This window comes from Pseudomonas simiae, from assembly GCF_000934565.1.
Classification (GTDB): Bacteria; Pseudomonadota; Gammaproteobacteria; order Pseudomonadales; family Pseudomonadaceae; genus Aquipseudomonas; species Aquipseudomonas simiae.
The window spans coordinates 3,783,664-3,809,382 of sequence record NZ_CP010896.1 but is presented as its reverse complement, the minus strand read 5'-3'; the positions used below and the strand labels follow the sequence as shown (position 1 = coordinate 3,809,382).

At 59.7% G+C, this 25,719-nt stretch carries 21 protein-coding genes and 4 tRNA genes; 12 read left to right on the top strand and 13 right to left on the bottom strand.

Going from position 1 to position 25,719, the window contains the following annotated elements; genetic code table 11:
* Positions 1 to 138: 138 nt before the first annotated feature.
* The 3 genes from copD to PF1751_RS17025 are packed head-to-tail and all read right to left on the bottom strand — an operon-like array spanning position 139 to position 1,826.
* Positions 139 to 996: a copper homeostasis membrane protein CopD gene (gene copD, locus PF1751_RS17035; protein ID WP_044287400.1), complete on the bottom strand. Its 858-nt coding sequence runs from the start codon at positions 994 to 996 to the stop codon at positions 139 to 141.
* 3 nt (positions 997 to 999) lie between these two features.
* Complete coding sequence (gene copC, locus PF1751_RS17030) at positions 1,000 to 1,365, bottom strand: copper homeostasis periplasmic binding protein CopC (protein ID WP_010209386.1); 366 nt, start codon at positions 1,363 to 1,365, stop codon at positions 1,000 to 1,002.
* Positions 1,359 to 1,826, bottom strand: coding sequence for a GNAT family N-acetyltransferase (locus PF1751_RS17025; protein ID WP_010209387.1), 468 nt, complete (start codon positions 1,824 to 1,826; stop codon positions 1,359 to 1,361). Before PF1751_RS17025 ends, copC begins: the two co-directional genes overlap by 7 nt.
* Before the next feature lie 143 nt (positions 1,827 to 1,969).
* Here PF1751_RS17025 and PF1751_RS17020 point away from each other — a divergent pair, with 143 nt between their 5' ends.
* The gene (locus PF1751_RS17020; RefSeq protein WP_010209389.1) at positions 1,970 to 2,590 is read left to right on the top strand and encodes a TetR/AcrR family transcriptional regulator; all 621 of its coding nucleotides are present in this window, start codon (positions 1,970 to 1,972) and stop codon (positions 2,588 to 2,590) included.
* Positions 2,591 to 2,708: 118 nt separating this feature from the next.
* Here the strand turns inward: PF1751_RS17020 and preA are convergent, their stop codons facing one another.
* The 3 genes from preA to hydA form a co-directional block, all read right to left on the bottom strand.
* Positions 2,709 to 3,983 (bottom strand): NAD-dependent dihydropyrimidine dehydrogenase subunit PreA, encoded by a 1,275-nt coding sequence (gene preA, locus PF1751_RS17015; RefSeq protein WP_010209390.1) that lies wholly within the window; start codon positions 3,981 to 3,983, stop codon positions 2,709 to 2,711.
* Positions 3,983 to 5,350, bottom strand: coding sequence for an NAD(P)-dependent oxidoreductase (locus PF1751_RS17010; protein ID WP_044287399.1), 1,368 nt, complete (start codon positions 5,348 to 5,350; stop codon positions 3,983 to 3,985). Before PF1751_RS17010 ends, preA begins: the two co-directional genes overlap by 1 nt.
* Positions 5,351 to 5,511: 161 nt before the next feature.
* Complete coding sequence (gene hydA, locus PF1751_RS17005; RefSeq protein WP_010209394.1) at positions 5,512 to 6,951, bottom strand: dihydropyrimidinase; 1,440 nt, start codon at positions 6,949 to 6,951, stop codon at positions 5,512 to 5,514.
* A 591-nt stretch (positions 6,952 to 7,542) separates the two neighbouring features.
* On the opposite strand from hydA, the gene PF1751_RS17000 reads away from it, so the two are divergent.
* Positions 7,543 to 9,030 (top strand): NCS1 family nucleobase:cation symporter-1, encoded by a 1,488-nt coding sequence (locus tag PF1751_RS17000; RefSeq protein ID WP_010209396.1) that lies wholly within the window; start codon positions 7,543 to 7,545, stop codon positions 9,028 to 9,030.
* Between the two features lie 158 nt (positions 9,031 to 9,188).
* Entirely contained in the window at positions 9,189 to 10,472 is a 1,284-nt protein-coding gene (locus PF1751_RS16995) for a Zn-dependent hydrolase (protein ID WP_021492832.1), read from the top strand.
* A gap of 130 nt (positions 10,473 to 10,602) precedes the next feature.
* Here the strand turns inward: PF1751_RS16995 and PF1751_RS16990 are convergent, their stop codons facing one another.
* From PF1751_RS16990 to PF1751_RS16975, 4 genes are all read right to left on the bottom strand, one after another.
* Positions 10,603 to 10,812 carry a DUF6124 family protein gene (locus PF1751_RS16990; protein WP_021492831.1) on the bottom strand — a complete coding sequence of 70 codons (210 nt, stop codon included), beginning with the start codon at positions 10,810 to 10,812 and terminating at the stop codon, positions 10,603 to 10,605.
* Positions 10,813 to 11,408: 596 nt separating this feature from the next.
* On the bottom strand, positions 11,409 to 12,827 hold the full coding sequence (locus PF1751_RS16985; protein ID WP_044287398.1) for an efflux transporter outer membrane subunit: 1,419 nt from the start codon (positions 12,825 to 12,827) through the stop codon (positions 11,409 to 11,411).
* Positions 12,811 to 13,980, bottom strand: coding sequence for an efflux RND transporter periplasmic adaptor subunit (locus tag PF1751_RS16980; protein WP_044287397.1), 1,170 nt, complete (start codon positions 13,978 to 13,980; stop codon positions 12,811 to 12,813). The genes PF1751_RS16985 and PF1751_RS16980 overlap by 17 nt, the downstream gene beginning before the upstream one ends.
* Positions 13,970 to 17,191, bottom strand: a complete 3,222-nt coding sequence (locus tag PF1751_RS16975; RefSeq protein WP_010209403.1) for an efflux RND transporter permease subunit — start codon at positions 17,189 to 17,191, stop codon at positions 13,970 to 13,972. The genes PF1751_RS16980 and PF1751_RS16975 overlap by 11 nt, the downstream gene beginning before the upstream one ends.
* 198 nt (positions 17,192 to 17,389) lie before the next feature.
* Between PF1751_RS16975 and PF1751_RS16970 the strand changes: the two genes are divergently transcribed.
* Positions 17,390 to 17,800, top strand: coding sequence for a PA0061/PA0062 family lipoprotein (locus PF1751_RS16970; protein ID WP_010209405.1), 411 nt, complete (start codon positions 17,390 to 17,392; stop codon positions 17,798 to 17,800).
* Here the strand turns inward: PF1751_RS16970 and PF1751_RS29290 are convergent.
* Positions 17,797 to 17,958: a hypothetical protein gene (locus PF1751_RS29290; protein ID WP_010209406.1), complete on the bottom strand. Its 162-nt coding sequence runs from the start codon at positions 17,956 to 17,958 to the stop codon at positions 17,797 to 17,799. The genes PF1751_RS16970 and PF1751_RS29290 overlap by 4 nt on opposite strands.
* 285 nt (positions 17,959 to 18,243) lie before the next feature.
* On the opposite strand from PF1751_RS29290, the gene PF1751_RS16965 reads away from it, so the two are divergent.
* Positions 18,244 to 18,906, top strand: coding sequence for a C39 family peptidase (locus PF1751_RS16965; RefSeq protein WP_044287396.1), 663 nt, complete (start codon positions 18,244 to 18,246; stop codon positions 18,904 to 18,906).
* Between the two features lie 156 nt (positions 18,907 to 19,062).
* Here the strand turns inward: PF1751_RS16965 and pbpG are convergent, their stop codons facing one another.
* Positions 19,063 to 19,986, bottom strand: coding sequence for a D-alanyl-D-alanine endopeptidase (pbpG, locus tag PF1751_RS16960; RefSeq protein WP_010209408.1), 924 nt, complete (start codon positions 19,984 to 19,986; stop codon positions 19,063 to 19,065).
* A 207-nt stretch (positions 19,987 to 20,193) separates the two neighbouring features.
* Complete coding sequence (gene folD / locus PF1751_RS16955) at positions 20,194 to 21,048, bottom strand: bifunctional methylenetetrahydrofolate dehydrogenase/methenyltetrahydrofolate cyclohydrolase FolD (protein ID WP_010209410.1); 855 nt, start codon at positions 21,046 to 21,048, stop codon at positions 20,194 to 20,196.
* Positions 21,049 to 21,327: 279 nt separating this feature from the next.
* Between folD and PF1751_RS16950 the strand changes: the two genes are divergently transcribed.
* From PF1751_RS16950 to clpX, 7 genes are all read left to right on the top strand, one after another.
* Positions 21,328 to 21,404, top strand: a tRNA-Arg gene (locus PF1751_RS16950).
* A 32-nt stretch (positions 21,405 to 21,436) separates the two neighbouring features.
* Positions 21,437 to 21,512 (top strand) — tRNA-His (locus tag PF1751_RS16945).
* A gap of 56 nt (positions 21,513 to 21,568) precedes the next feature.
* A tRNA-Leu gene (locus PF1751_RS16940) sits at positions 21,569 to 21,653 on the top strand.
* 77 nt (positions 21,654 to 21,730) lie between these two features.
* A tRNA-His gene (locus tag PF1751_RS16935) sits at positions 21,731 to 21,806 on the top strand.
* 401 nt (positions 21,807 to 22,207) lie between these two features.
* On the top strand, positions 22,208 to 23,518 hold the full coding sequence (gene tig, locus PF1751_RS16930; RefSeq protein ID WP_010209411.1) for a trigger factor: 1,311 nt from the start codon (positions 22,208 to 22,210) through the stop codon (positions 23,516 to 23,518).
* 91 nt (positions 23,519 to 23,609) lie between these two features.
* Positions 23,610 to 24,245, top strand: a complete 636-nt coding sequence (gene clpP, locus PF1751_RS16925) for an ATP-dependent Clp endopeptidase proteolytic subunit ClpP (RefSeq protein WP_021492827.1) — start codon at positions 23,610 to 23,612, stop codon at positions 24,243 to 24,245.
* A 112-nt stretch (positions 24,246 to 24,357) separates the two neighbouring features.
* Positions 24,358 to 25,641: an ATP-dependent Clp protease ATP-binding subunit ClpX gene (clpX, locus tag PF1751_RS16920; RefSeq protein ID WP_010209414.1), complete on the top strand. Its 1,284-nt coding sequence runs from the start codon at positions 24,358 to 24,360 to the stop codon at positions 25,639 to 25,641.
* The last annotated feature ends 78 nt before the right edge of the window (positions 25,642 to 25,719 follow it).

Below are 25,719 nucleotides of genomic sequence, written 5' to 3'. Positions count from 1 at the left end.
GGGTTGATCAAAAGCGGGCACCGCCACTGTGGGAGCTGACTTGCCTGCGATGGCATTGCCGCGGTGTTCCTGCCAGACCGTGTTGTCTCCATCGCAGGCAAGCCAGCTCCTACAGGGATTGCATTTCAACCTCTGTTTTTAGCCGGCCATAACCATTGGCGGGAGGGTACCCAACAGCGAGACGGCGGCTACCGCTGAAACACCCAGTAACCATTCCAGCATCACGCTGGCCTTCAAAGTGCCCAATCGCGCTTCACAACGTTCGATACGGAGCCGGTTCAGCAAGGCCAGCGCCAACATCCCCAGCACCAGCAGCACCTTGATCAACAGGATCAACGCGAACCCCTGGAACAAAGGCGTGGGCCACAGTTGCCCGGTAAGCACACGCACGTTGATCAAACCGGTGACCAGCAAACCGGCGACCAGGCCATAACCCACACCGCTGAACCGCCGCAGGATCGGCTCCAGCGCCAAGGGGGGCGAGTGCCTGAGGATCAACACCAGCAGGAGCAATCCGCCTAGCCAGGCACCCACACACGCCAGGTGCACCACCTGATTGAGGATCAGTAATTGCCCGCTGAGCCCATCGAGCATGGCGCCATGGCCGACCGGCGCCAAGGTCCCCAGCAACAACGCGATGACCGCCAAGCGCAGTGCCCGCCAGGGTTTGATCAGCACGATCAGCAGCAACAGGTTCAATAGCAGGTGCCATACCCACACCTGGCCAAAGAAGGTCTTGCCCAGTACCAACTGCACGGTGGCCGGTTGCAGCGCCGCGTTCCAGCTACCCGCCATGCTGGCGGTAATCAACAGCAACCAGGCCACGCCGGAAAACACCCCCAGCCAGGCCAGCCCACGGGTGATACGGTCAAGTTGCCGGTCCAGTACCGGTTGCGTTTCAGCGCCCAGCAGCCAGGGCCTGAAAGCGCAGGACCCGAACATCAGCAGCACGACGATGAAATGCAGGAAGCGGCACAGCACCAGCAGCGTCGCCATGGGTTATTGGCCGACCTTGAAGCTGTACTCACCGTTGCTCTTGTGGGTGTCGACCGAAACCGCGTTCCACACCACTGTGTAGTTACCGGCGGCCAGTGGTGCGGCCGGGGTGACTACCAGGACTTTCTTGTCGGCTCCTAAGGTTTCCAGGCCCTTGATCGCAACTTCGGTGCCGTCCTTGCTCAGGGACACCTTGGTAAAGGTGGCCTCGACGCCTTCGCTGAAGGTCAGGCGCAGGTCTTTAGGCGCGGCGACGCTGCTGTCGGCCGCCGGTTCGGCGCTTTTGAGGTGCGCGTGGGCGAATGCGGCAGATGCACCCAGCAGGGAGGCGAGCAGGGCGACGGTGGTGAGGCTTTTCTTGATCAACATTGTTCAATACCTTCGGGGTCAGGAGTCGGTAAAGCCATGTGCAGCAACGGAAAGGGCTTGCCTTCGCCATCCAGCGGCGAGCGCGCGACCTGGATAAAACCATAATGCAGATAGAAGCCCACGGCTTGGGGGTTTTGTTCGTTCACGTCCACCGTTAGCGTGTCGTGACGGGCGCGGGCGTGGTCCAGCAACTGGCGGCCGATGCCCTGGCCACGGCGGTCGGGCTCGATGAACAGCATTTCCACGTTGTGCCCACCGGTGCCGATGAAACCGGCGATGCCGTGTGGGTCTTCATACACCCACACATCCAGCGCGGGCATTGGCAGGTAGGTGTCGCGCACCAGGGGCAGCAGACGTTGGATGTCATCCTCGGGGAGGAAATCATGGGTGGCGCGTACCGAGCGCTCCCACAGTGCTCCCAGCACGGGGTCGTCGGTGGGCACGCGGGGTCGAATAGTCATTGCGATGATCCTTCATGGGGACCGCGATCCTAACCAATCCGATTTCCAGGGGAAAGGTTCGCGTCAGAAGTTTCATTATGGGCTGTCGCCGCGATCTAGAGCCGATGGTAGTCTTTAAGCCAAGTTGTTGTCAGGGAGCCCTTATGGGCAATCACAAGATCGGAATTCGTCGGGTCAACGTCGAGAAAATCCTGCTGGCGGCGGAGAAAATCTTCGCCGAAAAAGGCTATGGCAGTACCGCCATGGCGGATATCGCCGAAGAAGTGCAACTGCCGCGCTCCAACCTGCATTACTACTTCACCACCAAAAGCGAGCTGTACAGCGCGGTGCTGTTCGATCTGCTGGAGGTGTGGAAGCAGGACGCCTTGAGTTTTGAGACCTTCGATGACCCGCGGGTGGTGCTCAGCAGTTACATCCGCGCCAAGATGCAACGCTCGCGCACCCGGCCCTATGGCTCGAAAGTCTGGGCCAATGAAATCATCCACGGCGCGCCGACGCTTGGTGAGGCATTGGATGAAAGCCTGTACGACTGGGCCAAGATGAAGGAAGCGAAAATTCGCCAGTGGGTGGAAGACAAACGCATCCTGCCGGTGGAACCGTCGAGCCTGCTGTACATGATCTGGGCCTCGACCCAGCACTATGCCGACTTTGATCATCAGGTGAAGATCCTGAATGAGCACCAGCCGTTGTCGGATATGCAGTTTGAGAAGGCAATACAGACGGTGACGAGTGTGATCTTGCGGGGGATTGGGCTGGAGCCTTGACGGGGCGAGGCTGATGGCCTCTTCGCGAGCAAGCCCGCTCCCACATTCGACTGCATTCTATCTGGAGGAATGCGGTCGAATGTGGGAGCGGGCTTGCTCGCGAAGGCGGCCTGAAGGGCTACACAGCTTCGCGGTAGGGATTCCTCGGATCCTGCGTCCAATTCAAGAACGGCTTGCCTGTGTCCATCGGCACCATCTCGATACAGTCCGCCACCGGGCAGGTGATCTGACACAGGTTGCAGCCCACGCACTCATCATCGATCACCTCGTATTTATGCGTGCCATCCGCCTGTTTCAAACTGGCGATGGCCTGGTGCGACGTGTCCTCACAGGCAATGTGGCAACGTCCGCAGCCAATGCAGGCTTCCTGATCGATCTTCGCAATGACTTGATAGTTGATATCCAGGTACTTCCAGTCCGTCGTGTTGCCCACCGCACGCCCGGAAAAGTCCTGCAGGCTGTTGTAGCCTTGGCTGTCCATCCATCGCGATAGTCCGTCCTTCATCTCCTCCACAATCCGAAACCCATGCAGCATCGCCGCCGTGCACACCTGCACCGCGCCGCAGCCCAGGGCTACAAACTCCGCCGCGTCACGCCAGTTGCCGATGCCACCAATGCCGCAGATCGGCAGGCCCTGGGTCTGCGGGTCGCGGGCGATTTCGGCGACCATGTTCAGCGCGATCGGCTTGACCGCCGAACCGCAATAACCGCCGTGGGTACTTTGGGTGCCCACCACCGGCAGCGCGACCATGCGTTCCAGGTCGACGCTGGTGATGGAGTTGATGGTGTTGATCAGCGACACCGCATCCGCGCCGCCGCGATACGCGGCCCGCGCCGCCACGCGAATGTCGGTGATGTTCGGCGTGAGCTTGACGATCACCGGCAGCGAGCAATAGGTTTTGCACCAGCGCGTCACCTGTTCCACATACTCCGGCACCTGGCCTACCGCCGCGCCCATGCCGCGTTCGGGCATGCCGTGGGGGCAGCCGAAGTTCAGTTCGATACCGTCGCAGCCGGTGGCTTCCACCAGCGGCAGGATTGTTTTCCAGGACTCCTCGACGCACGGCACCATCAGCGACACGATCAGCGCGCGGTCGGGCCAATCCTTTTTCACCTGGGTGATTTCCCGCAGGTTGATCTCCAGGGAGCGGTCCGTGATCAGCTCGATATTGTTGATGCCCATCACTTCACGGTTGGGACCGTAGTGCGCCGAGTAGCGTGACGACACGTTGACCGCAGCAGGGTCTTCGCCAAGGGTTTTCCAGACCACGCCACCCCAGCCGGCCTCGAAGGCGCGCACCACGTTGTAAGCCTTGTCGGTGGGCGGCGCGGAGGCCAGCCAGAACGGGTTGGGGGCTTTGATACCGGCAAATACAATCGAGAGATCGGCCATTACGCAGCCTCCGCATTCAACATGAGTTGGGCGTGCATGGCCTCGGCGGCCAGCTTGCCGTGTTGCACGGCCTGCACGGTGAGGTCCTGGCCGAGGCTGACGCAATCGCCACCCGCGTACACACCGGGAATGCTGGTGCGCAGCTGTTCGTCGACGAAAATCCTTTCACCGACACGGTGCAACTGCTGGGCCAGCGGATCGTGCAGTGCCTCGTTGTCGAAACCCTGGCCGATGGCCTTGAAGATCGCATCGGCAGCCAGGTCGAAGGTTTCGCCGGTCGGGAGCAGACGGCCGTTTTCCATGCGCGTGCGCAGGAAGCGCATGCCGCGCACATGGCCCTGATCGTCCAGCAGCACCTCCTCTGGCTGGGCCCAGGTCAGCAGGCGTACCTGGTTGGCCTTGGCGATGTCCTGTTCATGGTGGGTGGCGCCCATGTCCGCCAGGCCACGGCGGTAGACGAGGTTCACATCGTGGGCACCGAGACGGGCCATCTGCACGGCCATGTCGATGGCGGTGTTGCCGGCGCCGAGCACGATGCAGCGATTGGCCAGGGGCAGTTGGGTCAGGTCGTCGGCCTGGCGCAGTTCGCGGATGTAGTCGGTGGCGGCGAGCAGGCCGGGGGCGTCTTCGTGGGGCAGGCCGAGCTGTTTGCTCGCGGCCAGGCCGAGGCCGAGGAACACCGAATCGAATTGCTGATGCAGTTCGCTGAGGGTCAGGTTATCGCCGAGGCGCTGGCCGTGACGAATCTCGATGCCGCCGATTTGCAGCAGAAAATCCAGCTCCTTCTGCGCGAAGTCATCCACCAGTTTGTACTTGGCGATCCCGTATTCATTCAGGCCGCCGGCTTTTTCCCGGGCCTCGAAAATCACCACGTCATGGCCGTGCAAGGAGCTGCGGTGGGCGCAGGCCAGTCCCGCAGGGCCTGCACCCACCACGGCGATACGCTTGCCGGTCGAGGCTGCGCGGTGGAAGGGGTGCTCGGTGAAGTGTGCATTGTCGACGGCATAACGTTGCAACAGACCGATCAGCACCGGCGCGCATTCTTCAGCGTTGTTACGCACGCAGGCTTGCTGGCAGAGGATCTCGGTGGGGCAGACCCTGGCGCAACTGCCGCCGAGAATGTTGGCCGAGAGGATTTTTTGCGCCGCGCCTTGTACGTTTTCGGTGTGGATGTTGCGGATAAACGACGGGATGTCGATTTCGCTGGGGCACGCATTCACGCACGGCGCGTCGTAGCAATACAGGCAGCGCGAGGCTTCCAGTTGTGCCTGGCGGGCGTTGAGAGGCGGTGCCAGGTCGGTGAAATGGCTGGCGAGGGTGGCCCCGTCTTCGTGGGGATGGGGGAGGTGGGTCAGGGTCTGGATCACGGTTTTGGCCTCACGGTGATTGAGGTGCTGCCTCTGATGGGCATTGGTTTTTTTGTTGCCTGTGCTGGCCTCTTCGCAGGCAAGCCAGCTCCCACATGCATCGGGTTCACAGGGTTAAAATGTGGGAGCCGGGCTTGCCCGCGACAGGCCTAAGGCCGTTTTCAGCGCTTCACAGCAGTGGGCCTGGAACGCTCTGCGCGCTTGCTCAACTGCTCGAACACCGGCGGGTACGTCGGCCGCTCTACATACCGCCCGGCCCCGCGCTCGGCGCGCAGGTCGCCATCGGCCCAGACCAGCTTGCCCTGGCTGATGGTATGGCTCGGCACGCCGCGCACGGTCTTGCCTTCGAAGATGTTGAAGTCGACTTTCTGATGGTGGGTCTTGGCGGAAATGGTCCGCGTCCCCTCGGGGTCCCACAGCACCAGGTCGGCATCCGCGCCCACACGGATCGCACCTTTGCGCGGGTAGAGATTGAAGATCTTCGCAGTGTTGGTGGAGGTCAGCGCGACAAACTCCTGCATCGACAGGCGCCCGGTGTTGACCCCTTCATCCCACAACAAGGCCATACGGTCTTCGATGCCGGCGGTGCCGTTGGGGATTTTGCTGAAGTCGTCACGGCCGGCGGCTTTTTGCTCGGCGCAAAAGCAGCAGTGGTCGGTGGCAGTGGTGTGCAGGTTGCCGGATTGCAGGCCGTGCCACAGCGCTTCCTGATGCCCGCGTGGGCGGAACGGCGGGCTCATCACGTAACCGGCGGCGGTCTGCCAGTCCGGGTGCTGGTAGACGCTGTCGTCCAGCAGCAGGTGGCCGGCGAGGACTTCGCCATAGACCGGTTGGCCTTTGCTGCGGGCGTAGGTGATTTCATCCAACGCCTCTTTGGTGGACACATGCACCAGATAGAGCGGCGTGCCGATGGTCTCGGCGATGCGGATTGCGCGGCTGGCCGCTTCGCCCTCGACTTGCGAAGGGCGCGACAGCGGATGCGCCTCGGGCCCGGTGATGCCCTGGGCCATCAGCTTGCGTTGCAGGTGGTACACCAGCTCGCCGTTTTCCGCATGCACGGTGGGCACCGCGCCCAGTTCCAGGCAGCGTTCGAAGCTGGCGACCAAGGTGTCGTCCGCCGCCATGATTGCGTTCTTGTAGGCCATGAAGTGCTTGAAGCTGTTGATGCCGTGCTGACTCACCAACTCGGCCATTTCTTCACGTACCTGTTCGCTCCACCAAGTGATCGCTACGTGGAAGCCGTAGTCTGAAGCGGATTTTTCCGCCCAGCCGCGCCACTGGTGAAACGCTTCCAACAGGGATTGCTGTGGGTTGGGAATCACAAAGTCGATGATCGATGTGGTGCCGCCCGCCAGACCTGCCGCCGTGCCACTGAAAAAGTCTTCACTGGCCACAGTGCCCATGAAGGGCAGTTGCATATGGGTATGAGGGTCGATGCCGCCGGGCATCAGGTATTGGCCGCTGCCATCGAGTATTTCAGTACCGGCGGGAATATCCAGATTCGTACCAATAGCCCGAATTAGACCGCCCGCGCATAACACATCGGCGCGATAACTTTCATCATGGGTAACAAGGGTGGCGCCACGGATCAACAGCGACATGTCGAGTTCCTCACAGGCTTGACCGGCTTGTGCCAGTTCTAAATGTTGTAATGCTGCTTACCGATGATCGATTAATTCCTGTCATCGGTGACAGGAATAGAAACTAGCCCGAGTTTTTCGATTGAGCAAGAAGATTTTTCATAAGCTTATATCAATGATAACTAGTTGATTATTAAGGATAAAAAATGAAATTCACCAAAATGTAGCGTGCACTCACCATTTTGACGCACTTGACAGGTTCTTAAATTGAGCAACATTTCTTATTGCAAATCAGACGCTTGAGACTTGCCTCTTGACGGGGCGGGAAAATAAAAATAATTGTGTTGCACCAGATTGAGTCCTGATGGTTCGGCCAACTTTCGCTTTAGTTAGCCTGAGTAAAGCGGCAAGTTCCGAAGGCTCACTCGGAAAGCTGATAAACATCAGCAAGTTATATAAGCGGTGTGGGTGCGGTAACGGTTGTCGGCACGGATATTGAGTGCAGTGGCGGCTGGCCGGGCCCGTGATGTCATGTTGTTTACGAGGTACTCCGGCCACCTGCACACACCTTGCAGGCGAGCAACAATAATTCGAAAAAACCGTGGAGCGGCCATGCAACAGAACAGATCGCAAGTCATTGAACGCAACGGCCTGTACGAACTCGACGCCGGCCCCGACGTCCTCGACAGCCCCCGCTATAACCACGACATGGCACCGACCAAGGTGCATGAACGCACCTGGAACAAGTGGCACATCACCGCGCTGTGGGTCGGCATGTCGATCTGCGTGCCCACTTATACCTTGGGCGGGGTACTCACCGCGTACTTCGGTCTGTCGGTGGGGGAAGCGCTGATGGCGATCCTGCTGGCCAACATCGTGGTGCTGATTCCGTTGACCCTCAACGCCTTCCCCGGCACCCAGTACGGCATACCGTTCCCGGTCTTGTTGCGCTCGTCGTTCGGCATCCTGGGTTCCAACGTGCCGTGCCTGATCCGGGCGCTTGTGGCCTGTGGCTGGTTTGGTATCCAGACGATGTTTGGCGGGCTGGCGATTCACCTGTTCCTGGGCTCGATTTTCGAGGGGTGGAAGTCCCTAGGCGGCACCGGTGAAGTGATCGGTTTCATGATGTTCTGGTGCCTGAATCTGTGGGTGGTGTTACGTGGCGCCGAGTCGATCAAGCGCTTGGAAACCCTGTCCGCGCCGCTGCTGGTGGCGGTGGGCATCGGCCTGCTGGTATGGGCGATGCCCAATGTGTCCCTCAGCGAGCTGATGGCCATCCCGGCCAAGCGTCCAGAAGGTGCGAGCCTCACGGGCTACTTCATGGCTGGCCTGACGGCGATGGTGGGGTTCTGGGCTACCTTGTCCTTGAATATTCCTGACTTCAGCCGCTACGCCAAAAGCCAGAAGGACCAGATCCTCGGGCAGATCTTCGGTTTGCCGCTGACCATGTTCCTGTTCGCCGCCCTCGGCGTGATCATGACTGCTGCCTCGGTCAAGCTGGTCGGGGTGAGCGTGTCCGATCCGGTGACCCTGATCGGGCATATCCAGAGCCCGGTGTGGGTGGCCGTGGCCATGGCGCTGATCATCGTCGCGACCTTGTCCACCAACACCGCGGCGAACATCGTCTCGCCCACCAATGACTTTCAGAACATTGCGCCGAAGCTGATCAACCGCACCACGGCGGTGATCCTCACCGGTTTGGTGGGGTTGGTGCTGATGGGCCATGAACTGCTGAAAAAACTCGGCTTGATCGTCTCGGATGTGAGCCTGGAAACCGTGTATTCCAACTGGTTGCTGGGCTACTCAAGCCTGCTGGGCCCGATCGCCGGGATCATGGTGGTGGACTACTTCATCACCCGCAAACAGCAACTGGACCTGGCCGGTCTGTACCGCGACGACGTGTACCCGGCGTGGAACTGGAGCGGCTTTATCGCCTTTGGCGTGCCGGTGGTGCTGACCTTGCTGTCGCTGGGCAGTGATGCGTTCAGCTGGTTCTACAGCTATGGCTGGTTTACCGGTTCGGCCTTGGGCGGGTTGTTGTATTACGGCCTGAATGCCAGGCGTGGCATCAGCCCCGTTGCCGCCAAGTCACCTCTGTAAACACGGCCAATGTGGGAGCTGGCTTGCCTGCGATTGCATCACCTCAGTTCGGCAGAAATACCGAGCCGCCTGTATCGCAGGCAAGCCAGCTCCCACACACGCCAGCTCTCACAGTTGAGTGAGTCAATTCATAAGAAATGTAGCCTGAGGAGATCCCCATGAACGCTGCCCTCGACGTTCTGCAATCGACCCATCAGCACATCAACCGCGACCGCTTGTGGCAGTCGCTGATGGACCTGGCCAAACTTGGCGCCACCCCCAAGGGCGGCGTGTGCCGCCTGGCGCTTACCGACCTCGACCGCAAAGCCCGCGACCTGTTTGTAAAGTGGTGCGAAGAAGCCGGTTGCACGGTCACCATCGACGGCATCGGCAATATCTTCGCGCGGCGCCCCGGCCGCAATCCCAACCTTCCACCGGTGATGACCGGCAGCCACATCGACACCCAGCCCACCGGTGGCAAGTTTGACGGTTGCTTTGGCGTACTCGCCGGCGTGGAAGTGCTGCGCACCCTCAATGATTTGAAGGTAGAAACCGAGGCGCCGCTGGAAGTGGTGGTGTGGACCAATGAGGAAGGCTCGCGCTTTCCGCCGTGCATGATGGGCTCGGGGGTGTTTGCCGAGAAATTCACCTTGGCGGACACCTTGGCCAAGGTGGATGTGGATGGCGTCAGTGTCGGCGACGCGCTGAATGCGATTGGCTATGCGGGCTCGCGCGCGGTAAGCGGTCATAAAGTGGGTGCGTATTTCGAGGCGCACATCGAACAGGGCCCGATTCTTGAGGACGAGCAGAAAACCATCGGCGTGGTGCTCGGCGCACTCGGGCAGAAGTGGTTTGACCTGAAACTGCGTGGAGTTGAAGCGCATGCGGGACCAACGCCGATGCACCTGCGCAAGGATGCCTTGGTGGGCGCGGCGGCAGTGGTAGCGGCGGTGAACGCAGCGGCACTGGGGCACCAGCCTCATGCGTGCGGGACGGTGGGTTGCCTGCAGGCTTATCCGGGATCACGCAACGTCATTCCAGGCGAAGTGCGCATGACCTTGGACTTCCGGCACCTGGAACCGGCACGTCTGGATTCGATGATTGCGCAGGTGCGCAAGGTCATTGAAGACACCTGCGCCAAACATGGACTCAGTTTCGAGATGGAACCCACCGCAGACTTCCCGCCGCTGTATTTCGACAAAGGCTGCGTGGACGCTGTGCGCAATGCGGCGAATGGCCTGGGCCTGTCGAACATGGACATTGTCAGCGGGGCAGGGCACGACGCGATCTTCGTTGCCGAACTCGGTCCGGCAGGGATGATCTTTGTGCCGTGTGAGGGTGGCATCAGCCATAACGAAATCGAGAATGCCGCACCTGATGACCTGGCGGCAGGGTGTGCGGTGCTGCTGCGCGCCATGGTCGCCGCCTCGGCAGCCATCGCCAACGGCAAACTCGCTGCCTGAAACCCGGCGGTTCAGTTAGGTGTTTACTGATTGGTCCACTGCAATCGCAGGCAAGCCAGCTCGCACATTTGAAAGGCTTCACAGCTTAAAAATGTGGGAGCCGGGCTTGCCGCCCTGACAGACGATGCTGTTACTGGGAGATTGCCTCGTTGGTGCCATCTGCGACTCGATCCACCAACAGCTGCACGCCCTCCACCCTCCGACAAATCCCCCGCACCACACTGCGTTGCGGACCATCGACTTCAAAAACCGGGTTCGCGGCAATGGCATTGATGGATTCAAGATCCTGAGAGGCATTGACCAGCAGGGTTTCGTTGTCGAGGGCGGGCCCGAAAGACATGTCCCAAACCTTCGTATGCCAGATTCAGGAACTACTAAAAAGTCGCTTTACTCAATCGTTACCACGATCCTGCTGGCGCTATGCTTGGTGTATATCGGCGGCGGCTGGCTTCTTTCGCCAAGTCGCCCGCAATTGACAGAGGTTGTACTCCGCACGCCTCTGAGCAATGACGCGTCCGTCTAGGGTGTGAAGGATGATCGTGGAGGGGCAACTGTTCCGTTCACCTACCGATACTACGTCTATCGCACCTTTGGGACTGACACAGAAGTATTGTCTGCTTTGGAAGGTGCCAGTCCATTTTTGATTACGCGTGACGCATCGGCAAAGATTGAGGTGCAAGGCCAAACGATCACTGTCTCGGTGGCGGGGGATGTTTCGGACTACCACAGCCGTACGCTGTATCGACATGCCAATGGCAGCGATTACACCGCGGTCAGTGTTTATCTTGATAGCCGGCCGCAAGTGAGCGAGTCAACGTTGACTCCTTGATTCCCCACAATCAGGAAAGTGCGAGCTGGCTTGCCTGCGAAAGGGGGCATCAACCCGTTGATTCGGCGACTGGCTCACCGGCATCGCAGGCGAGCCAGCTCCCACATTTAATTCGATGCGTGCCAACCCCCGCCGAGCGCAGTCACCAACCCTACACTGGCTTGCAGTTGCCGTGTCTGCACCGCCTGCAAGGTCCGTTGCGCCTGCAGCGCTGCCGTCTGCGCGGTCACCACGTCCAGGTAGCTCACGGCCCCGGCCTGGTAGCTGTTCATCGCCAGCGATTGAGTGTGCTGTGCCGCATCCGCCGCTGCCTGCTCATCCTGTGCCTCTTGCTGCAAGTCGCGCAGCTGAGCCAGGTTGTCCTCCACTTCGCGCACGGCTTTCAGCACCTGGCTGCGGTAGTGCGCCGATGCCTCTTCAAACTCGGCCTTGGCTTGGCGTTCGTTGGCACTTAGGCGACCGCCATCGAAGATCGGCAAGTTGACCAATGGCCCCAATGCCCAATAGCGATTGCCGGCGGACAGCAGGTTGCCGACCCCTTGCGTCTGCCCGCCAATCAACCCCGTCAGACTGAAATCCGGGTACCACGCCGCCTTGGCCACGCCGATGTTGGCGTTGGCCGCAAACACCCGTCGCTCTGCCGCTGCAATGTCCGGGCGGCGTTGCAGCAGGTGGCTTGGCAATTGCGAGGGTATCCCCGGCAAGGAGATCAATTGCGGGCTCGGCGACAATGAAAAATCACTGGCGGCCACACCCACCAGCTCACCAATCGCATGCTCGGTCAGGTTGCGCTGCCCGCGTATTTCATCCCATTGCGCCTTGGCTTCGGCCAGTTGATTCTGCGCGCGTGTAAGGTCCAGCTCCGAGGCAATCTGGCCTTCATAGCGGCTACGGGTCAGCTGTAGCGCCTGGCGGAAATCATCCAGCGAACGGTCGAGAATACGCGCCTGCGCATCCAGCCCATTGAGCTGCACATACAACGTCGCCAACTGATGCTGAAGGCTCAGGCGTGCCACCGCCAAGTCATCGCCGGATGCCTGCGCCTGGGCATCGCCCGCCGCGACCTGGTTGCGGATTTTGCCCCACAGGTCCAGGTCGTAGCTCAGTGAAAAGCCCGCGGTATTGCTGTTGTACACCGAGGGTTGCGTATCGCCCCTCAGCGGTCGCGAATCCGATTGCCGCTGGCGCAACGGTTGCGCGCTGGCAGTGATCTGCGGGAACAGCCCGGCATGCAGTTGGCTGGCATACGCCTGGGACGCATCGAAATGCGCCAGTGCCGCGGCCAAATCCGGGTTGGCCTTGAGCAGTTGCTGTTGCAGGTCGTTCAGGCGCGAATCGTTGTAGAGCGTCCACCACTCGGGCGCCAGTTGGTCGGACGGTTGCGCGCTGTGCCACGGGCCGTCGCTGGTCTGTTCGCGGTAGCCGGCGGGCAAGTCAACCGCAGGCACCTGGTAGGTTGGGGCCATGGAGCAACCCTGCAATGCCAGCAGCATCAAGGCAGTGAGAGGTTTAAGCCTTGGGCGCATGCGCACCTCCCGAGGCATCGGCCAGTTGCACCGGGTCACCTTCACGCAGGGCGTCGGGCGGGTTGTCGACTACACGATCGACCGGTTTCAGGCCCTGGTCGATCACCAGGCGTTCACCGAGATCCAGGCCGATGTGGATGGTTTGCAGATGCACATGATTGTGCGCGTCAAGCACAGCGACCTGAGTACCTTGGGCGCGAAAAATGAGGGCGCTGGCCGGAATGCTCACGCCATGGGTGTCCGCCGGAATCGGCAGCGTCGCTTCGGCGTAGTCACCGGGCAGCAATTCACCGTTGGGGTTGTCCGCAACGAACTGCGCAAGCAGGGTGCCGGAGCGGCGGTCGATGGCGGTGGAGTCGCCGATCAGGCGCGCCTTGAAGTGCTCGCCGGGATGCTCGGGCACCGTCAGTTCAGCTTCAAGGCCGGGATGGATGACCGCCGCGTAGTTCTGCGGCACCGGTACGTACAGACGCAATTGATGGGTGTCGGCAATGTTGAACAATTCCGGGTCACTGTCGGTATCGGCCTTGATCAACTGGCCGATATCGGTGTTGCGTGCGGTGATGGTGCCGGCGAATGGTGCGCGGATGGTTTTGTAGCTTTCCAGTGCGGACAGCCGCGCATAGTCGGCAGCGGCGGCTTCGGCATTGGCCTTGGCGGCTGCAGCGTTGGAGGTTTTCTCATCGGCTTCCTGGCGTGATACCGAGTGGCTGGCGATCAGGTTTTGCCAGCGCGTGGCGGTGGTTTGCGCCAGGCGTGCGTTGGCCTGTTCCTGAATCAGCCGGGCGTGGGTTTGCGCCATTTGCTGGTCCAGGTCCGGGCTGTCGATTTCGGCCAGGATTTGCCCGGCTTTCACCTGCGTACCTATGTCGGCTTTCCAGTCCTTCAGGTAGCCGCTGACGCGGGCATGGATGGGCGCCTTGCTCCAGGCTTCCAGGTGCGCCGGCAAGCGCAGGGTGTCGCCGGCGGCGTTCTGTTGCGGTTGGAACACCCGCACTTGCGGGATCGCTGCAGTCTCTGTCCAGGCGGTGACCGATTGTTCGTGCAGCGTGCGGGCATGCAGGCCATTGGCGACCAACAGGGCGGCCAGGGTCAGGCCGCCGACACCCATGAGCATCAGACGCTTGCGCGAGGGTTTGTGATCAGACGACATGTGGGGTTTCTCCTGCAACAGCGCGAGTTGGGTGGCGCCCGTGGATCAGACTGAAGACCACGGGTACAAACAGCAGGGTGGCGATGGTGGCGAAGATCAACCCACCGATCACAGCCCGGCCAAGGGGGGCGTTTTGTTCCTCGGAAATGGCCAGGGGCAGCATGCCGATGATCATTGCCAGGGCGGTCATGCACACCGGGCGGAAACGCGTATAACCGGCCTCCATCGCGGCTTTGAGTGCATCGCCGTGTTCGGCCAGGCGTTCACGGCAGAAACTCACCACCAGGATCGAGTTGGCGGTGGCCACCCCCATGCACAGGATGGCGCCGGTCAGTGCCGGCACCGACAGCGAGGTGCCGCTGAGGAACAGCATCCACACGATTCCCGCCAGTGCGGCCGGTAACGCCGTGATGATCACGAACGGATCGGCCCAGGACTGGAAGTTGACCACGATCAGCAGGTAGATCAGCACCACAGCACCGAGCAGGCCGAAGCTCAAGCCACTGAAGGCTTCATGCAGCGCATCGATCTGCCCATGCAGGCTGATCACTGCGCCTTTGGGGCGCATGGCCGCGGTGTCATCCAGTACCTTTTGCACATCGCGGGCCACGCCGCCGAGGTCGCGGCCTTGCACGTTGGCGTACAGGTCCAGGGTCGGTTCGATGTTGTAGTGGGTCACTACCGCGGGGCTTTCCACCCTGGAAATACTTGCCACACCGCCGAGGATCTGCGACTGACCACCCGCGCCGGTCACCGGCAAGGCTTCCAGTGACGGCAAGCTGTCGAGACGGTATTGCGGCGTCGCGGCGACGATTGAATACGACACGCCGTTGGCCGGATTGAGCCAAAAGGTCGGGGCCACTTGGGAGCTGCCGGCCAGGGAGGCGACCATGCTGTTGGTCACGTCACGCTCGGTGATGCCCAGGCCATTGGCGCGCAGGCGGTCGACGTTTACCTGCAGGGACGGATAGCCGGTGGACTGCTGGATTCGCAGGTCGGCAATGCCCGGTACATGTTGCAGTCGTCGCTCCAGTTCCACCGCATAGGCCCGGTTTTCTTCATCGCTGCGCCCGGATATTTTCACGTCCAGCGGGGCCGGGGCGCCGAAGTTGAGGATCTGGCTGCTGATGTCTGCCGGTAGAAACGCGAAGTGGCTGCCGGGGAAACTTTGCGGCAGGGCTTCACGCAGCTTCTTCACGTAGTCGGCGGTGGGCGCGTGGTCTTTTTTCAGCGTGACCTGGATATCGCCGTCCTGCGGGCCGATGGTGCCGCTGCTGCTGTAGGCCATGTCGATGCCGCTGAGCGGGATGCCGATATTGTCGACGATAGTGTCGAGTTCCTCGGCAGGAATCACCTCTCGAATCCGCGCTTCGATACGGTCGAACGCGGCTGCGCTTTCTTCAATGCGCGTGCCCAGCGGCAACCTCACGTGAAGGGCCAGGGCGCCGGCGTCGGTGGCCGGGAAAAAGTCTTGGCCCAGACTGGGCAGCAGCAGGAACGACGCGAGCACGCAGGCGAGGAAACCGACGATAAAGCGCTTGCGATTGCCCAGCGCCAACGTCAATAGGCCATGGTACGTGTCGCGGATATTCGAGAAGTGCCGCTCGAAGCCCTGCTGGAAGTTCAGCACCCCTTGCAGCACGGCATTGCGTTGTTGGGTGTGCTGCTCGCCCTCGTGGTGGTTGATGAATTCATCTTCCGGGTGATGGCCCGCGCCTTGCTCCGGTACATGGGGCTTGAGCAGGAACATCGCCAGGGTCGGCACCAGTGTGCGCGAGAGAATGAACGAGCTGGCCATGGCAAAGATCACCGCCAGGGCCATCGGCCGGAACAGGTAGCCGGCGATGCCTTGCAACAGGAACATCGGCACGAACACGATGCAGATACACAGCAGCGAGACGAACGCCGGTCCGACTATCTGCGCGGCGCCGTCGAGGATCGCGGTCTTCACCGCCTTGCCTTGCTCCAGGTGCCAGTTGATGTTCTCGATGGTCACCGTGGCATCGTCCACCAGGATCCCCACTGCCAACGCCAGTCCGCCGAGGGTCATCACGTTGAGGGTTTGCCCGCTGACCGCCAGCAGCGCGATGGCCGACAGCACTGCCAGGGGAATCGATGCGGCGATAATGATCGTGGAGCGCCAGCTGCCGAGGAACAGCAGGATCATCGCACTGGTCAGCAACGCCGCGATGATACCCTCCTGGGCCACGCTGCCCACGGATTGCTTGACGAACACCGAGGCGTCACCCAGCAACGAGGTCTTCAGCGACGGCGGCAGGGTTTCGTTGATACGCGGCAGCATCTGGCGGATGCCGTCGATAATCGACAGGGTGGAGATGCTGCCGTTTTTCAGTGCCGGCATCAGTACCGCACGGTGACCGTCGACGCGCACGATATTGGTCTGTGGCGGCGAACCATCCCGCACGTGGGCGACTTGGCCGATGGTGATCAGCGCGCCGTCGACGGTCTTGATCGGCAGGTCATTGAGCTCATCAATGGCCTTGGGGCTGTTGTTGAGCAGGATCGTGTATTCGTTGGGGCCGAGTTTGGCGGTGCCCACCGGGATGATCTGGTTCTGCAACGCCAGGGCGTTGCCCACGTCCTGGGCTGACAAGCCTTTGGCAGCCAACGCCTGTGGGTCGAGGTCCAAGGTGATCTGGCGTTGCTTGCCACCCATCGGTGTGGGCATGGCCAGACCGGGCAGGGCGCTCAGGGGCAGGCGAATGTTGTTCTGCACCAAGTCGCGGATCTTTGCTTCCGAGAGGCTGGGGCTGGAGAACGCCATTTGCAGGATTGGCACCGTGGAGGCGCTGTAGTTGAGGATCAGCGGCGGCGTGATGCCTGGCGGCATCTGCTTGAGCACGGTTTGTGACACCGCCGTCACCTGGGCGTTGGCGGTGCGGATATCCACGCCGGGTTGGAAGAAGATCTTGACGATGCCCATGCCGGGCAGGGATTGCGACTCGATGTGTTCGATGTCGTTGACGGTGGTGCTCAGGGAGCGTTCGTAGGTATAGATCACCCGACCGGCCATGGCGTCCGGCGACAGGCCGTTGTACTGCCAGACCACGGCAACCACGGGGATGCCGATGTCCGGGAAAACGTCAGTGGGGGTACGCAGGGCCGCCATCGGCCCGATGATGCAGATGAATATGGCCAACACGATAAACGTGTACGGCTTTTGCAGTGCGGTCTTTACCAGCCCGAGCATGCGTGAAACCTCCGAAAGGAGCAGGATTGCAAACCCCGGCAGTCTCACGCGACCCACCTAACACGCACCTTTCAGTCAGGTGAAGGAACATTTAGGAAGGGGCTGAAGATCGTTTCATATGTATTCATTTGTTCTACACAGGGTGGCTCCTCAAGCTTGTAGCCCACCGGACACATAGTCCTTCTTTGGAGCCCTGCCATGTCACTCAAACCTCTTTTGTTGATCCCCGCCCTCGGTGCTGTGCTGTTGTTGTCGGCGTGCGCCGGCCCGATCCCCAAGGCGGACCCGAGCGAAGCGTGGATCGGTTTGAAAGAAGAAGCCCCCAACGACCTGATGGCTGAGCGCGTGGACGGTCATCGCGTGGATGACGGACGTTTCTTCGAAGTGACGCCGGGAGACCATCGCCTGGATGTAACGCTGTTCGAGGAAGAGCCAGGCGACGACAACCAGCAGGACTGCCAAGGGCGGGTCGAGTACAAGCACTTCAAGGCGGGTGAGCACTACACCCTGGTGGAGTCGAGCCTGGGCACCACCGTGCGCGCATCCTTGATGGATGGTCACGGCAAGGAAGTGGCGGCGACTCAGGACTTCAATTGCATGCCTGGCTAGGCGTGATGCGCTGCCACCTTATGGGGTTTGGCGGGTGCAGCGGGTCTGACCTGGGGGTGATGGTGCCGACGGGTGATGCGCAGCACCCCCCACAACATGGCGCCGGCCACCGCCAGCCAACCGCAGATCAACAGGACAATCGTTGTTGCAAGGCTCATTCGGGCCTCCTTTCGCCCCCTCGGGGCACACACAGTCTTCTCAATGGACAGTCTAGCTACCTGACGGTTGCCTGCTATTGACCAATGGTCGTGTCTGTCCAACTTCTTTGCTATATCCACGACCTTTGTAGGCACGAGCTTGCGCGTGAAACACGTCAACGGTAAGGCGGGCTATCTGGATTGACCCGGCACCCTCAGGTTTTTCGCGAGCAAGCCCGCGCCTACTTAAACGTGATTGGGCTATGATCAGGCCCCTTACCGGCAGTTGATCAAGAGAGTCGAAAATTGCGGTTACGGTCGAACCTTAAAACATCCTTGTTCCTCGCGTGTGCCCTGGGCCTTGCGGCGTGTTCCTCCACCCCGTCGAGACTGGCGGGCCTGCCGGAGCGTGTCGAGCTCACCGGCGTGCCGACTTTTCGCAGCGAGGCATATCAGGGCGGTCCAACGTCTTTAGCCAGCATGCTGTCGCAACAAGGCATTGTCATGACACCGGGGCTATTGGATAAACCGCTGCATTTGCCGGGCGGCGAAGCGGACCTGGAGCGCAACATGCAGGTGTTGGCGCGTGATTACGGCCTGATGGTGTATCCGCTGGATGCCAAGCTGACGGCAGTGCTGGCCCAGGTGGCGGCGGGATATCCGGTGATGGCGCGGGTTGGCGGTGGGTTGTGGTCGGATGCGCACTATGTGGTCGTGGTGGGGTTCAACCAGCAAAAAAGCACAGTGTTGCTGCGATCGGGAATGGATCGGCGTCTGTTGATGAGCTTCAGCGACTTTGAGTCCAAATGGAAAAGCGCCGGCAGTTGGGCAATCCTCACCCAGCGCCCGAGCCAGTTGCCAGCCAATGTGGATGCACAACGGTGGCGGGACTCGGCGAATGCGACGGCTCAAGCCGGTCAGGAGCGGGCGGCGGCGCAGGCGCTGAAGGTGTTGGCGGAGAAAAAGTAACAGCCAGCCCCGAGGTGCCAATGTGTGCACCGGAACCTGTGGGAGCCGGGCTTGCCCGCGATGCAGGCACTGGGGTGGTTCAGTTACACCGCGGTGATGCTAGCGCAGGCAAGCCAGTTCCCACACAAGCCAGCTCCTGCATTAAGGTGGCTGCGGTTAGCGGCGTACTTCGGCGGCGTTGGGACGATTCTTCAGGTTCTTGTCAGCCTTGTAGCGCAGCGCCACATCCGGCACCGAACCGCTCTTGCCGGTCTCGACCCAATTGCGGATACGGCTGGCATCGGCAAAGTGGGTGAATTTGCCGAAGGCATCCAGGATTACCAGCGACACCGGGCGGTTGCCCATGTTGGTCACCAGCACCAGGCAGTGGCCGGCTTGGTTGGTGAAGCCGGTCTTGGTCAACTTGATGTCCCAGTTGGCGCGGTTGATCAGGTGGTCTGTGTTGGAGAAGCCCAGGGTGTAGTTGGGCTTGCGGAACGACACGGTCTTTTCCTTGGTGGTGCTCAACTGGCTCAGCAACGGGTAGTGACGCGCGGCGGCGAGCAGTTTGCTCAGGTCACGGGCAGTGGACACGTTGTGGATCGACAGGCCAGTGGGCTCGACGTAATGGGTGCTGGTCATGCCCAACGCCTTGGCTTTGGCATTCATCGCCGCGATAAATGCCGGGTAACCACCCGGATAGTGGTGCGCCAGGCTGGCGGCGGCACGGTTTTCCGAGGACATCAGCGCGATCAGCAGCATCTCTTTGCGCGGCATCTCGCTGCCGATCTTCACGCGGGAAAACACACCTTTCATTTCCGGCGTGTCCTTGATGTTGATGTCGATGTATTCATCCATGTTCTGCTTGGCTTCCAATACCACCAGACCAGTCATCAACTTGCTCACCGAGGCGATGGGGACGACCACGTCCGGGTTGCTGGAATAGATGACCTTGTTGGTTTGCAGGTCCACCAGCATGGCGCTGCCGGAAGCGATTTGCAGTTTGGACGTGTCACGCGGGGCCTGGGTGGTTTCGGCGGCGTGCGCAAAGGTGCCTGTGAAAGCAAATAATAGGCTGACGAGAGAAAGACGAATTTTCACGCGGATGAACTCGCTAAAAAGTAAGGAAATACCGTTCGGGAACGGTTTTTTGATAAATGCCGTTACATTTTAGGAGTATGGATCAGAAACTGTCGAATGTTCTTCTAGAACCCGATGAAAGTTCTTAAAAACTAAGAAAAAACAGGATTTATTGCGGGCAATAAAAAGCCCTGCGATAAAGCAGGGCTTTTTCAGTACGGCTGGTTATTAAGCGTGCAGGGTCTCTGCGGCGTACAGAGTGTTTTCCAGCAGGCAAGCGCGCGTCATCGGGCCGACACCACCGGGTACCGGGGTGATCCAGCCAGCGCGGGGCAGGGCGGTGTCGTACACCACGTCGCCCACCAGCTTGCCGTCATCCTGGCGGTTGATGCCCACGTCGATGACGATCGCACCTTCCTTGATCCATTCACCTTTGACCAGTCCGGGCTTGCCGGCGGCAACCACGACCAGGTCGGCGCGGCCGACGTGGCCTGCCAGGTCTTTGGTAAAGCGGTGGGTGACGGTCACGGTGCAGCCGGCCAGCAACAGCTCCATTGCCATCGGGCGGCCGACGATGTTGGAGGCGCCGACCACTACTGCATCGAGGCCATACAGGTCGACACCGGTGCTTTCCAGCAGGGTCATGATGCCTTTTGGTGTGCACGGGCGCAGCAGCGGAATGCGCTGGGCCAGGCGGCCGACGTTATAAGGGTGGAAACCGTCGACGTCTTTGTCGGGCCGAATGCGCTCCAGTAATTTGGAGGCGTCCAAATGCTCGGGCAATGGCAGTTGCAGCAGGATGCCATCGATCTTCGGGTCGTCGTTGAGGCCGTCGATCAGGTCGGTAAGGGCCTGCTGGGTGGTCTCGGAAGGCAAGTCGTAGGCCTTGGAAATAAAGCCGACCTCTTCACAGTCTTTACGCTTGTGCGAGACATAAACCTGAGAGGCAGGATCGCTGCCGACCAGGATCACCGCGAGGCCCGGCGTGCGCAGGCCTTGCTGGCTGCGCTCGGTGACTCGTTTGGCGATCTGCTGGCGCAGGCTGGCGGCGATTGATTTGCCGTCGATAAGTTGTGCAGTCATTACGCGTGATTAACCATCGAGAGGGGGAAGAAAAGTGCGCGCATTCTCGCATGCCAGGACGTTAGGGCAAAGGCGCTTGGTCTGCAAATTGCCCTAACCCCTTAAATAAAATGAATTTTTTTCAAAAAAGATTTGACGGGTTTCGAGGGCGTCTATACTATTCGTCGCACTTGTCGGGCACAGCCTAGCACTGGTTAAGAAGGTCGAGCAGAATAACGTGTTGTTCTGTAAGGCTGGAAGCACTTAGTTTGTAATCCTCCAAGAGTACAGATTAATAAGGCGCCCGTAGCTCAGCTGGATAGAGCATCCGCCTTCTAAGCGGATGGTCGCAGGTTCGAGTCCTGCCGGGTGCGCCATTAGGCAGCTTTGGCACAAGTAGCGCTATATGGTGGGCGTAGCTCAGTTGGTAGAGCACGGGATTGTGACTCCCGTTGTCGAGGGTTCGATCCCCTTCGTCCACCCCATATTTTAAAAGGCGCCAGATTAATCGTCTGGCGCCTTTGCTTTAAGAGCTTCAAGCGCGGATGTGGTGGAATTGGTAGACACACTGGATTTAGGTTCCAGCGCCGCGAGGCGTAAGAGTTCGAGTCTCTTCATCCGCACCAAATAAAGCCTGGCCCTGTCGAAACGCAGGGTAGGGCTCAACAAAGAAGTGGTTTGGTTTCTTTGTTAACGCAATATGGTGGGCGTAGCTCAGTTGGTAGAGCACGGGATTGTGACTCCCGTTGTCGAGGGTTCGATCCCCTTCGTCCACCCCATATTCGAAAGGCGCCAGATTTAACAGTCTGGCGCCTTTTTTGGTTTCAGCGGTTCGAAATATCCAGCGGCTGCAGGTAATGAGGCGCGACGGCAGGGCGTTTCGTCGTATTTATGTATCTCGATGATGCTGCGCTGCCTGCCAGCCCTGTTTGCGGGGTTGGCCGTCAGGGAGATGCATGACGACTTCTTCTATATATAGAAGGGGCGGCGCAGAGCCCTGGCGTGATGGGTTGTATTTGTCACCGGGGCGAGGTGCAGCAGTGCCTTCGTACCGATAAATTGCCGGCTGTTTTCGGGCGTATTTCCAGTAGGGTGACTTCTTGAGTTTGACCCACTAGAATGCATGCCCTTGATTGGGGTCGGAAATGGCCGGCTAACGTCTGTGCAACGAGGAATATCCATGCAAGTTTCTGTTGAAAATACTACTGCTATCGAGCGTCGCCTGAGCATCACCGTGCCGGCCGAGCGTATCGAGACTGCGGTCAACAAGCGTCTGCAGCAGACTGCCCAGAAGGCCAAGATCGCTGGTTTCCGTCCAGGCAAAGTGCCAATGAGCGAAATCAAGCGCCGCTTTGGTGCCGATGCGCGCCAGGAAGCTGTAGGTGACGTGATCCAGGCTTCTTTCTATGAAGCCGTTGTTGAGCACAAGCTGAACCCAGCGGGTTCGCCTTCGATCGAACCTAAGTCCCTGGAAGCTGGCAAGGACCTGGAATACGTTGCAACGTTCGAAGTGTTCCCTGAATTTGAAGTGGCCGGTTTCGACGGTATCGAAATCGAGCGTCTGAGCGCCGAAGTGGCTGATTCGGACCTGGACAACATGCTGGAAATCCTGCGCAAGCAGAATACCCGTTTTGAAGTGGCCGACCGTGCTGCCCAGAACGAAGACCAGCTGAACATCGATTTCGTTGGCAAGGTTGACGGCGAAGTATTCGCTGGCGGCTCGGCCAAGGGTACTCAGCTGGTGCTGGGTTCCAACCGCATGATCCCCGGTTTCGAAGACGGCCTGGTTGGCGCCAAGGCCGGCGAAGAGCGCGTTCTGAACCTGACGTTCCCTGCTGACTACCAGAACCTGGACCTGGCTGGCAAAGCCGCCGAGTTCACCGTGACCGTCAACAGCGTTTCCGAGCCTAAGCTGCCAGAGCTGAACGAAGAGTTCTTCGCTCAATTCGGCATCAAGGAAACCGGCATCGAAGGCTTCCGCACCGAAGTTCGCAAGAACATGGAGCGCGAGCTGCGTCAGGCCATCAAGTCCAAGGTCAAGAACCAGGTCATGGACGGTCTGCTGGCCGCCAATGCGATCGAAGTGCCTAAGGCCCTGCTGTCCAACGAAGTGGATCGCCTGCGCGTACAGGCTGTTCAGCAGTTTGGTGGCAACATCAAGCCTGATCAGCTGCCCGCTGAACTGTTCGAAGAGCAAGCCAAGCGCCGCGTCGTGCTGGGCCTGATCGTGGCTGAAGTGGTCAAGCAGTTCGACCTCAAGCCTGACGAAGACCGCGTTCGCGAAATGATCCAGGAAATGGCTTCGGCCTACCAGGAGCCTGAGCAGGTCGTGGCTTGGTACTACAAGAACGATCAGCAGCTGAACGAAGTGCGTTCGGTTGTGCTGGAAGAACAAGTTGTGGATACTGTTCTGCAGAAGGCTAAGGTGACCGATAAAGCGGTCTCTTACGAAGAAGCAGTCAAACCGGCGGAAGCAGCACAAGCCGACTGATTGTCCAACTCGTTGGAAATTCAACCATAAGCCAGCCTCGCGCTGGCTTATGCGTTTTCAAGACATGACTATTTGGGAGTAACTGCAGAGCATGTTCCGTAATTCCTATATTCAGCAGAACTCTGATATCCAGGCCGCTGGCGGCCTGGTCCCGATGGTTGTCGAGCAGTCCGCTCGTGGCGAACGCGCCTACGACATCTACTCGCGCCTGCTTAAGGAGCGAGTGATCTTTCTGGTAGGCCCCGTAGAGGACTACATGGCCAACCTGATCTGTGCGCAGCTGCTGTTCCTTGAAGCGGAAAACCCGGACAAGGACATCCATCTCTACATCAACTCCCCAGGCGGTTCGGTGACCGCAGGCATGTCGATCTACGACACCATGCAGTTCATCAAGCCGAACGTGTCGACCACCTGCATTGGCCAAGCCTGCAGCATGGGCGCATTCCTGCTGACCGCCGGTGCCCAAGGCAAGCGTTTCTGCCTGCCTAACTCGCGCGTGATGATTCACCAGCCACTGGGCGGTTTCCAGGGCCAGGCGTCGGACATCGAAATCCATGCCAAGGAAATCCTGTTTATTCGTGAGCGTCTCAACACGCTGATGGCCAAGCACAGCGGGCGCACCCTGGAAGAAATCGAGCGCGATACCAACCGCGACAACTTCATGAGTGCCGAAGCCGCGCAAGCCTATGGCCTGATCGACGCAGTGATCAATCAGCGCCCCGCTTAATATAAGCCGCTCAAAATAGGGCTGGTCGGCATGTCCGACCACCGGCGGGCTTGAAAAAGCCCGCATAAGCCTTCATCTTGTGTTGCAAGCCTATCGGATTTGGATCGAACGAATGACTGACACCCGCAACGGCGAGGACAACGGCAAGCTGCTCTATTGCTCCTTCTGTGGCAAGAGCCAGCATGAAGTACGCAAATTGATTGCCGGCCCCTCGGTCTTTATCTGCGACGAGTGCGTCGACCTGTGCAATGACATCATCCGTGAGGAGGTGCAGGAAGCCCAGGCCGAAAGCAGCGCGCATAAATTGCCTTCGCCTAAAGAAATCAGCGGCATCCTTGATCAGTACGTGATTGGTCAAGAGCGTGCAAAGAAGGTTCTGGCCGTAGCGGTGTACAACCACTACAAGCGCTTGAACCAGCGTGACAAGAAAGGCGACGAAGTTGAACTCGGCAAGAGCAACATCCTGCTGATCGGTCCTACAGGCTCGGGTAAGACCCTGCTTGCAGAAACCCTCGCTCGCCTGCTGAACGTTCCGTTCACGATCGCCGACGCCACCACCCTCACCGAGGCTGGCTACGTGGGCGAAGATGTCGAGAACATCATTCAGAAGTTGCTGCAGAAGTGCGACTACGACGTAGAGAAAGCCCAGATGGGTATTGTCTACATCGACGAAATCGACAAGATTTCGCGCAAGTCGGACAACCCGTCGATCACCCGGGACGTTTCCGGTGAAGGCGTGCAGCAGGCCCTGTTGAAACTGATCGAAGGCACGGTCGCTTCCGTACCACCACAAGGTGGTCGCAAGCACCCGCAGCAGGAATTCCTTCAGGTCGATACGCGCAACATCCTGTTTATCTGTGGTGGTGCGTTCTCCGGTCTGGAAAAAGTCATCCAGCAGCGTTCGACTCGCGGCGGCATCGGTTTCAGTGCCGAAGTCCGCAGCAAGGAAGAAGGCAAGAAGGTTGGCGAATCCCTGCGTGAGGTCGAGCCCGACGATCTGGTCAAGTTCGGTTTGATCCCGGAGTTCGTGGGTCGTCTGCCGGTCCTGGCCACGTTGGACGAGCTGGATGAGGCTGCTCTGATTCAGATCCTCACCGAGCCGAAAAACGCCTTGACCAAGCAATACGCCAAGCTGTTCGAGATGGAGGGTGTAGACCTTGAGTTCCGTACTGACGCTCTTAAATCGGTGGCCAAGCGGGCACTGGAGCGCAAGACCGGTGCACGTGGCCTGCGTTCGATTCTGGAAGGCGTGTTGCTCGACACCATGTACGAAATCCCCTCGCAGTCCGAGGTGAGTAAAGTGGTGATCGACGAAAGCGTCATAGAAGGTAAGTCCAAGCCACTGTATATCTACGAAAACAGTGAGCCGGCTGCCAAGGCTGCGCCCGACGCGTAAGCGTCTCGCAGTTTCGGTATAAACAAGGGGCCTTCAGGGGCCCCTTTGTTTTTACAACGTTTTTTGCCCCGAAGCGTT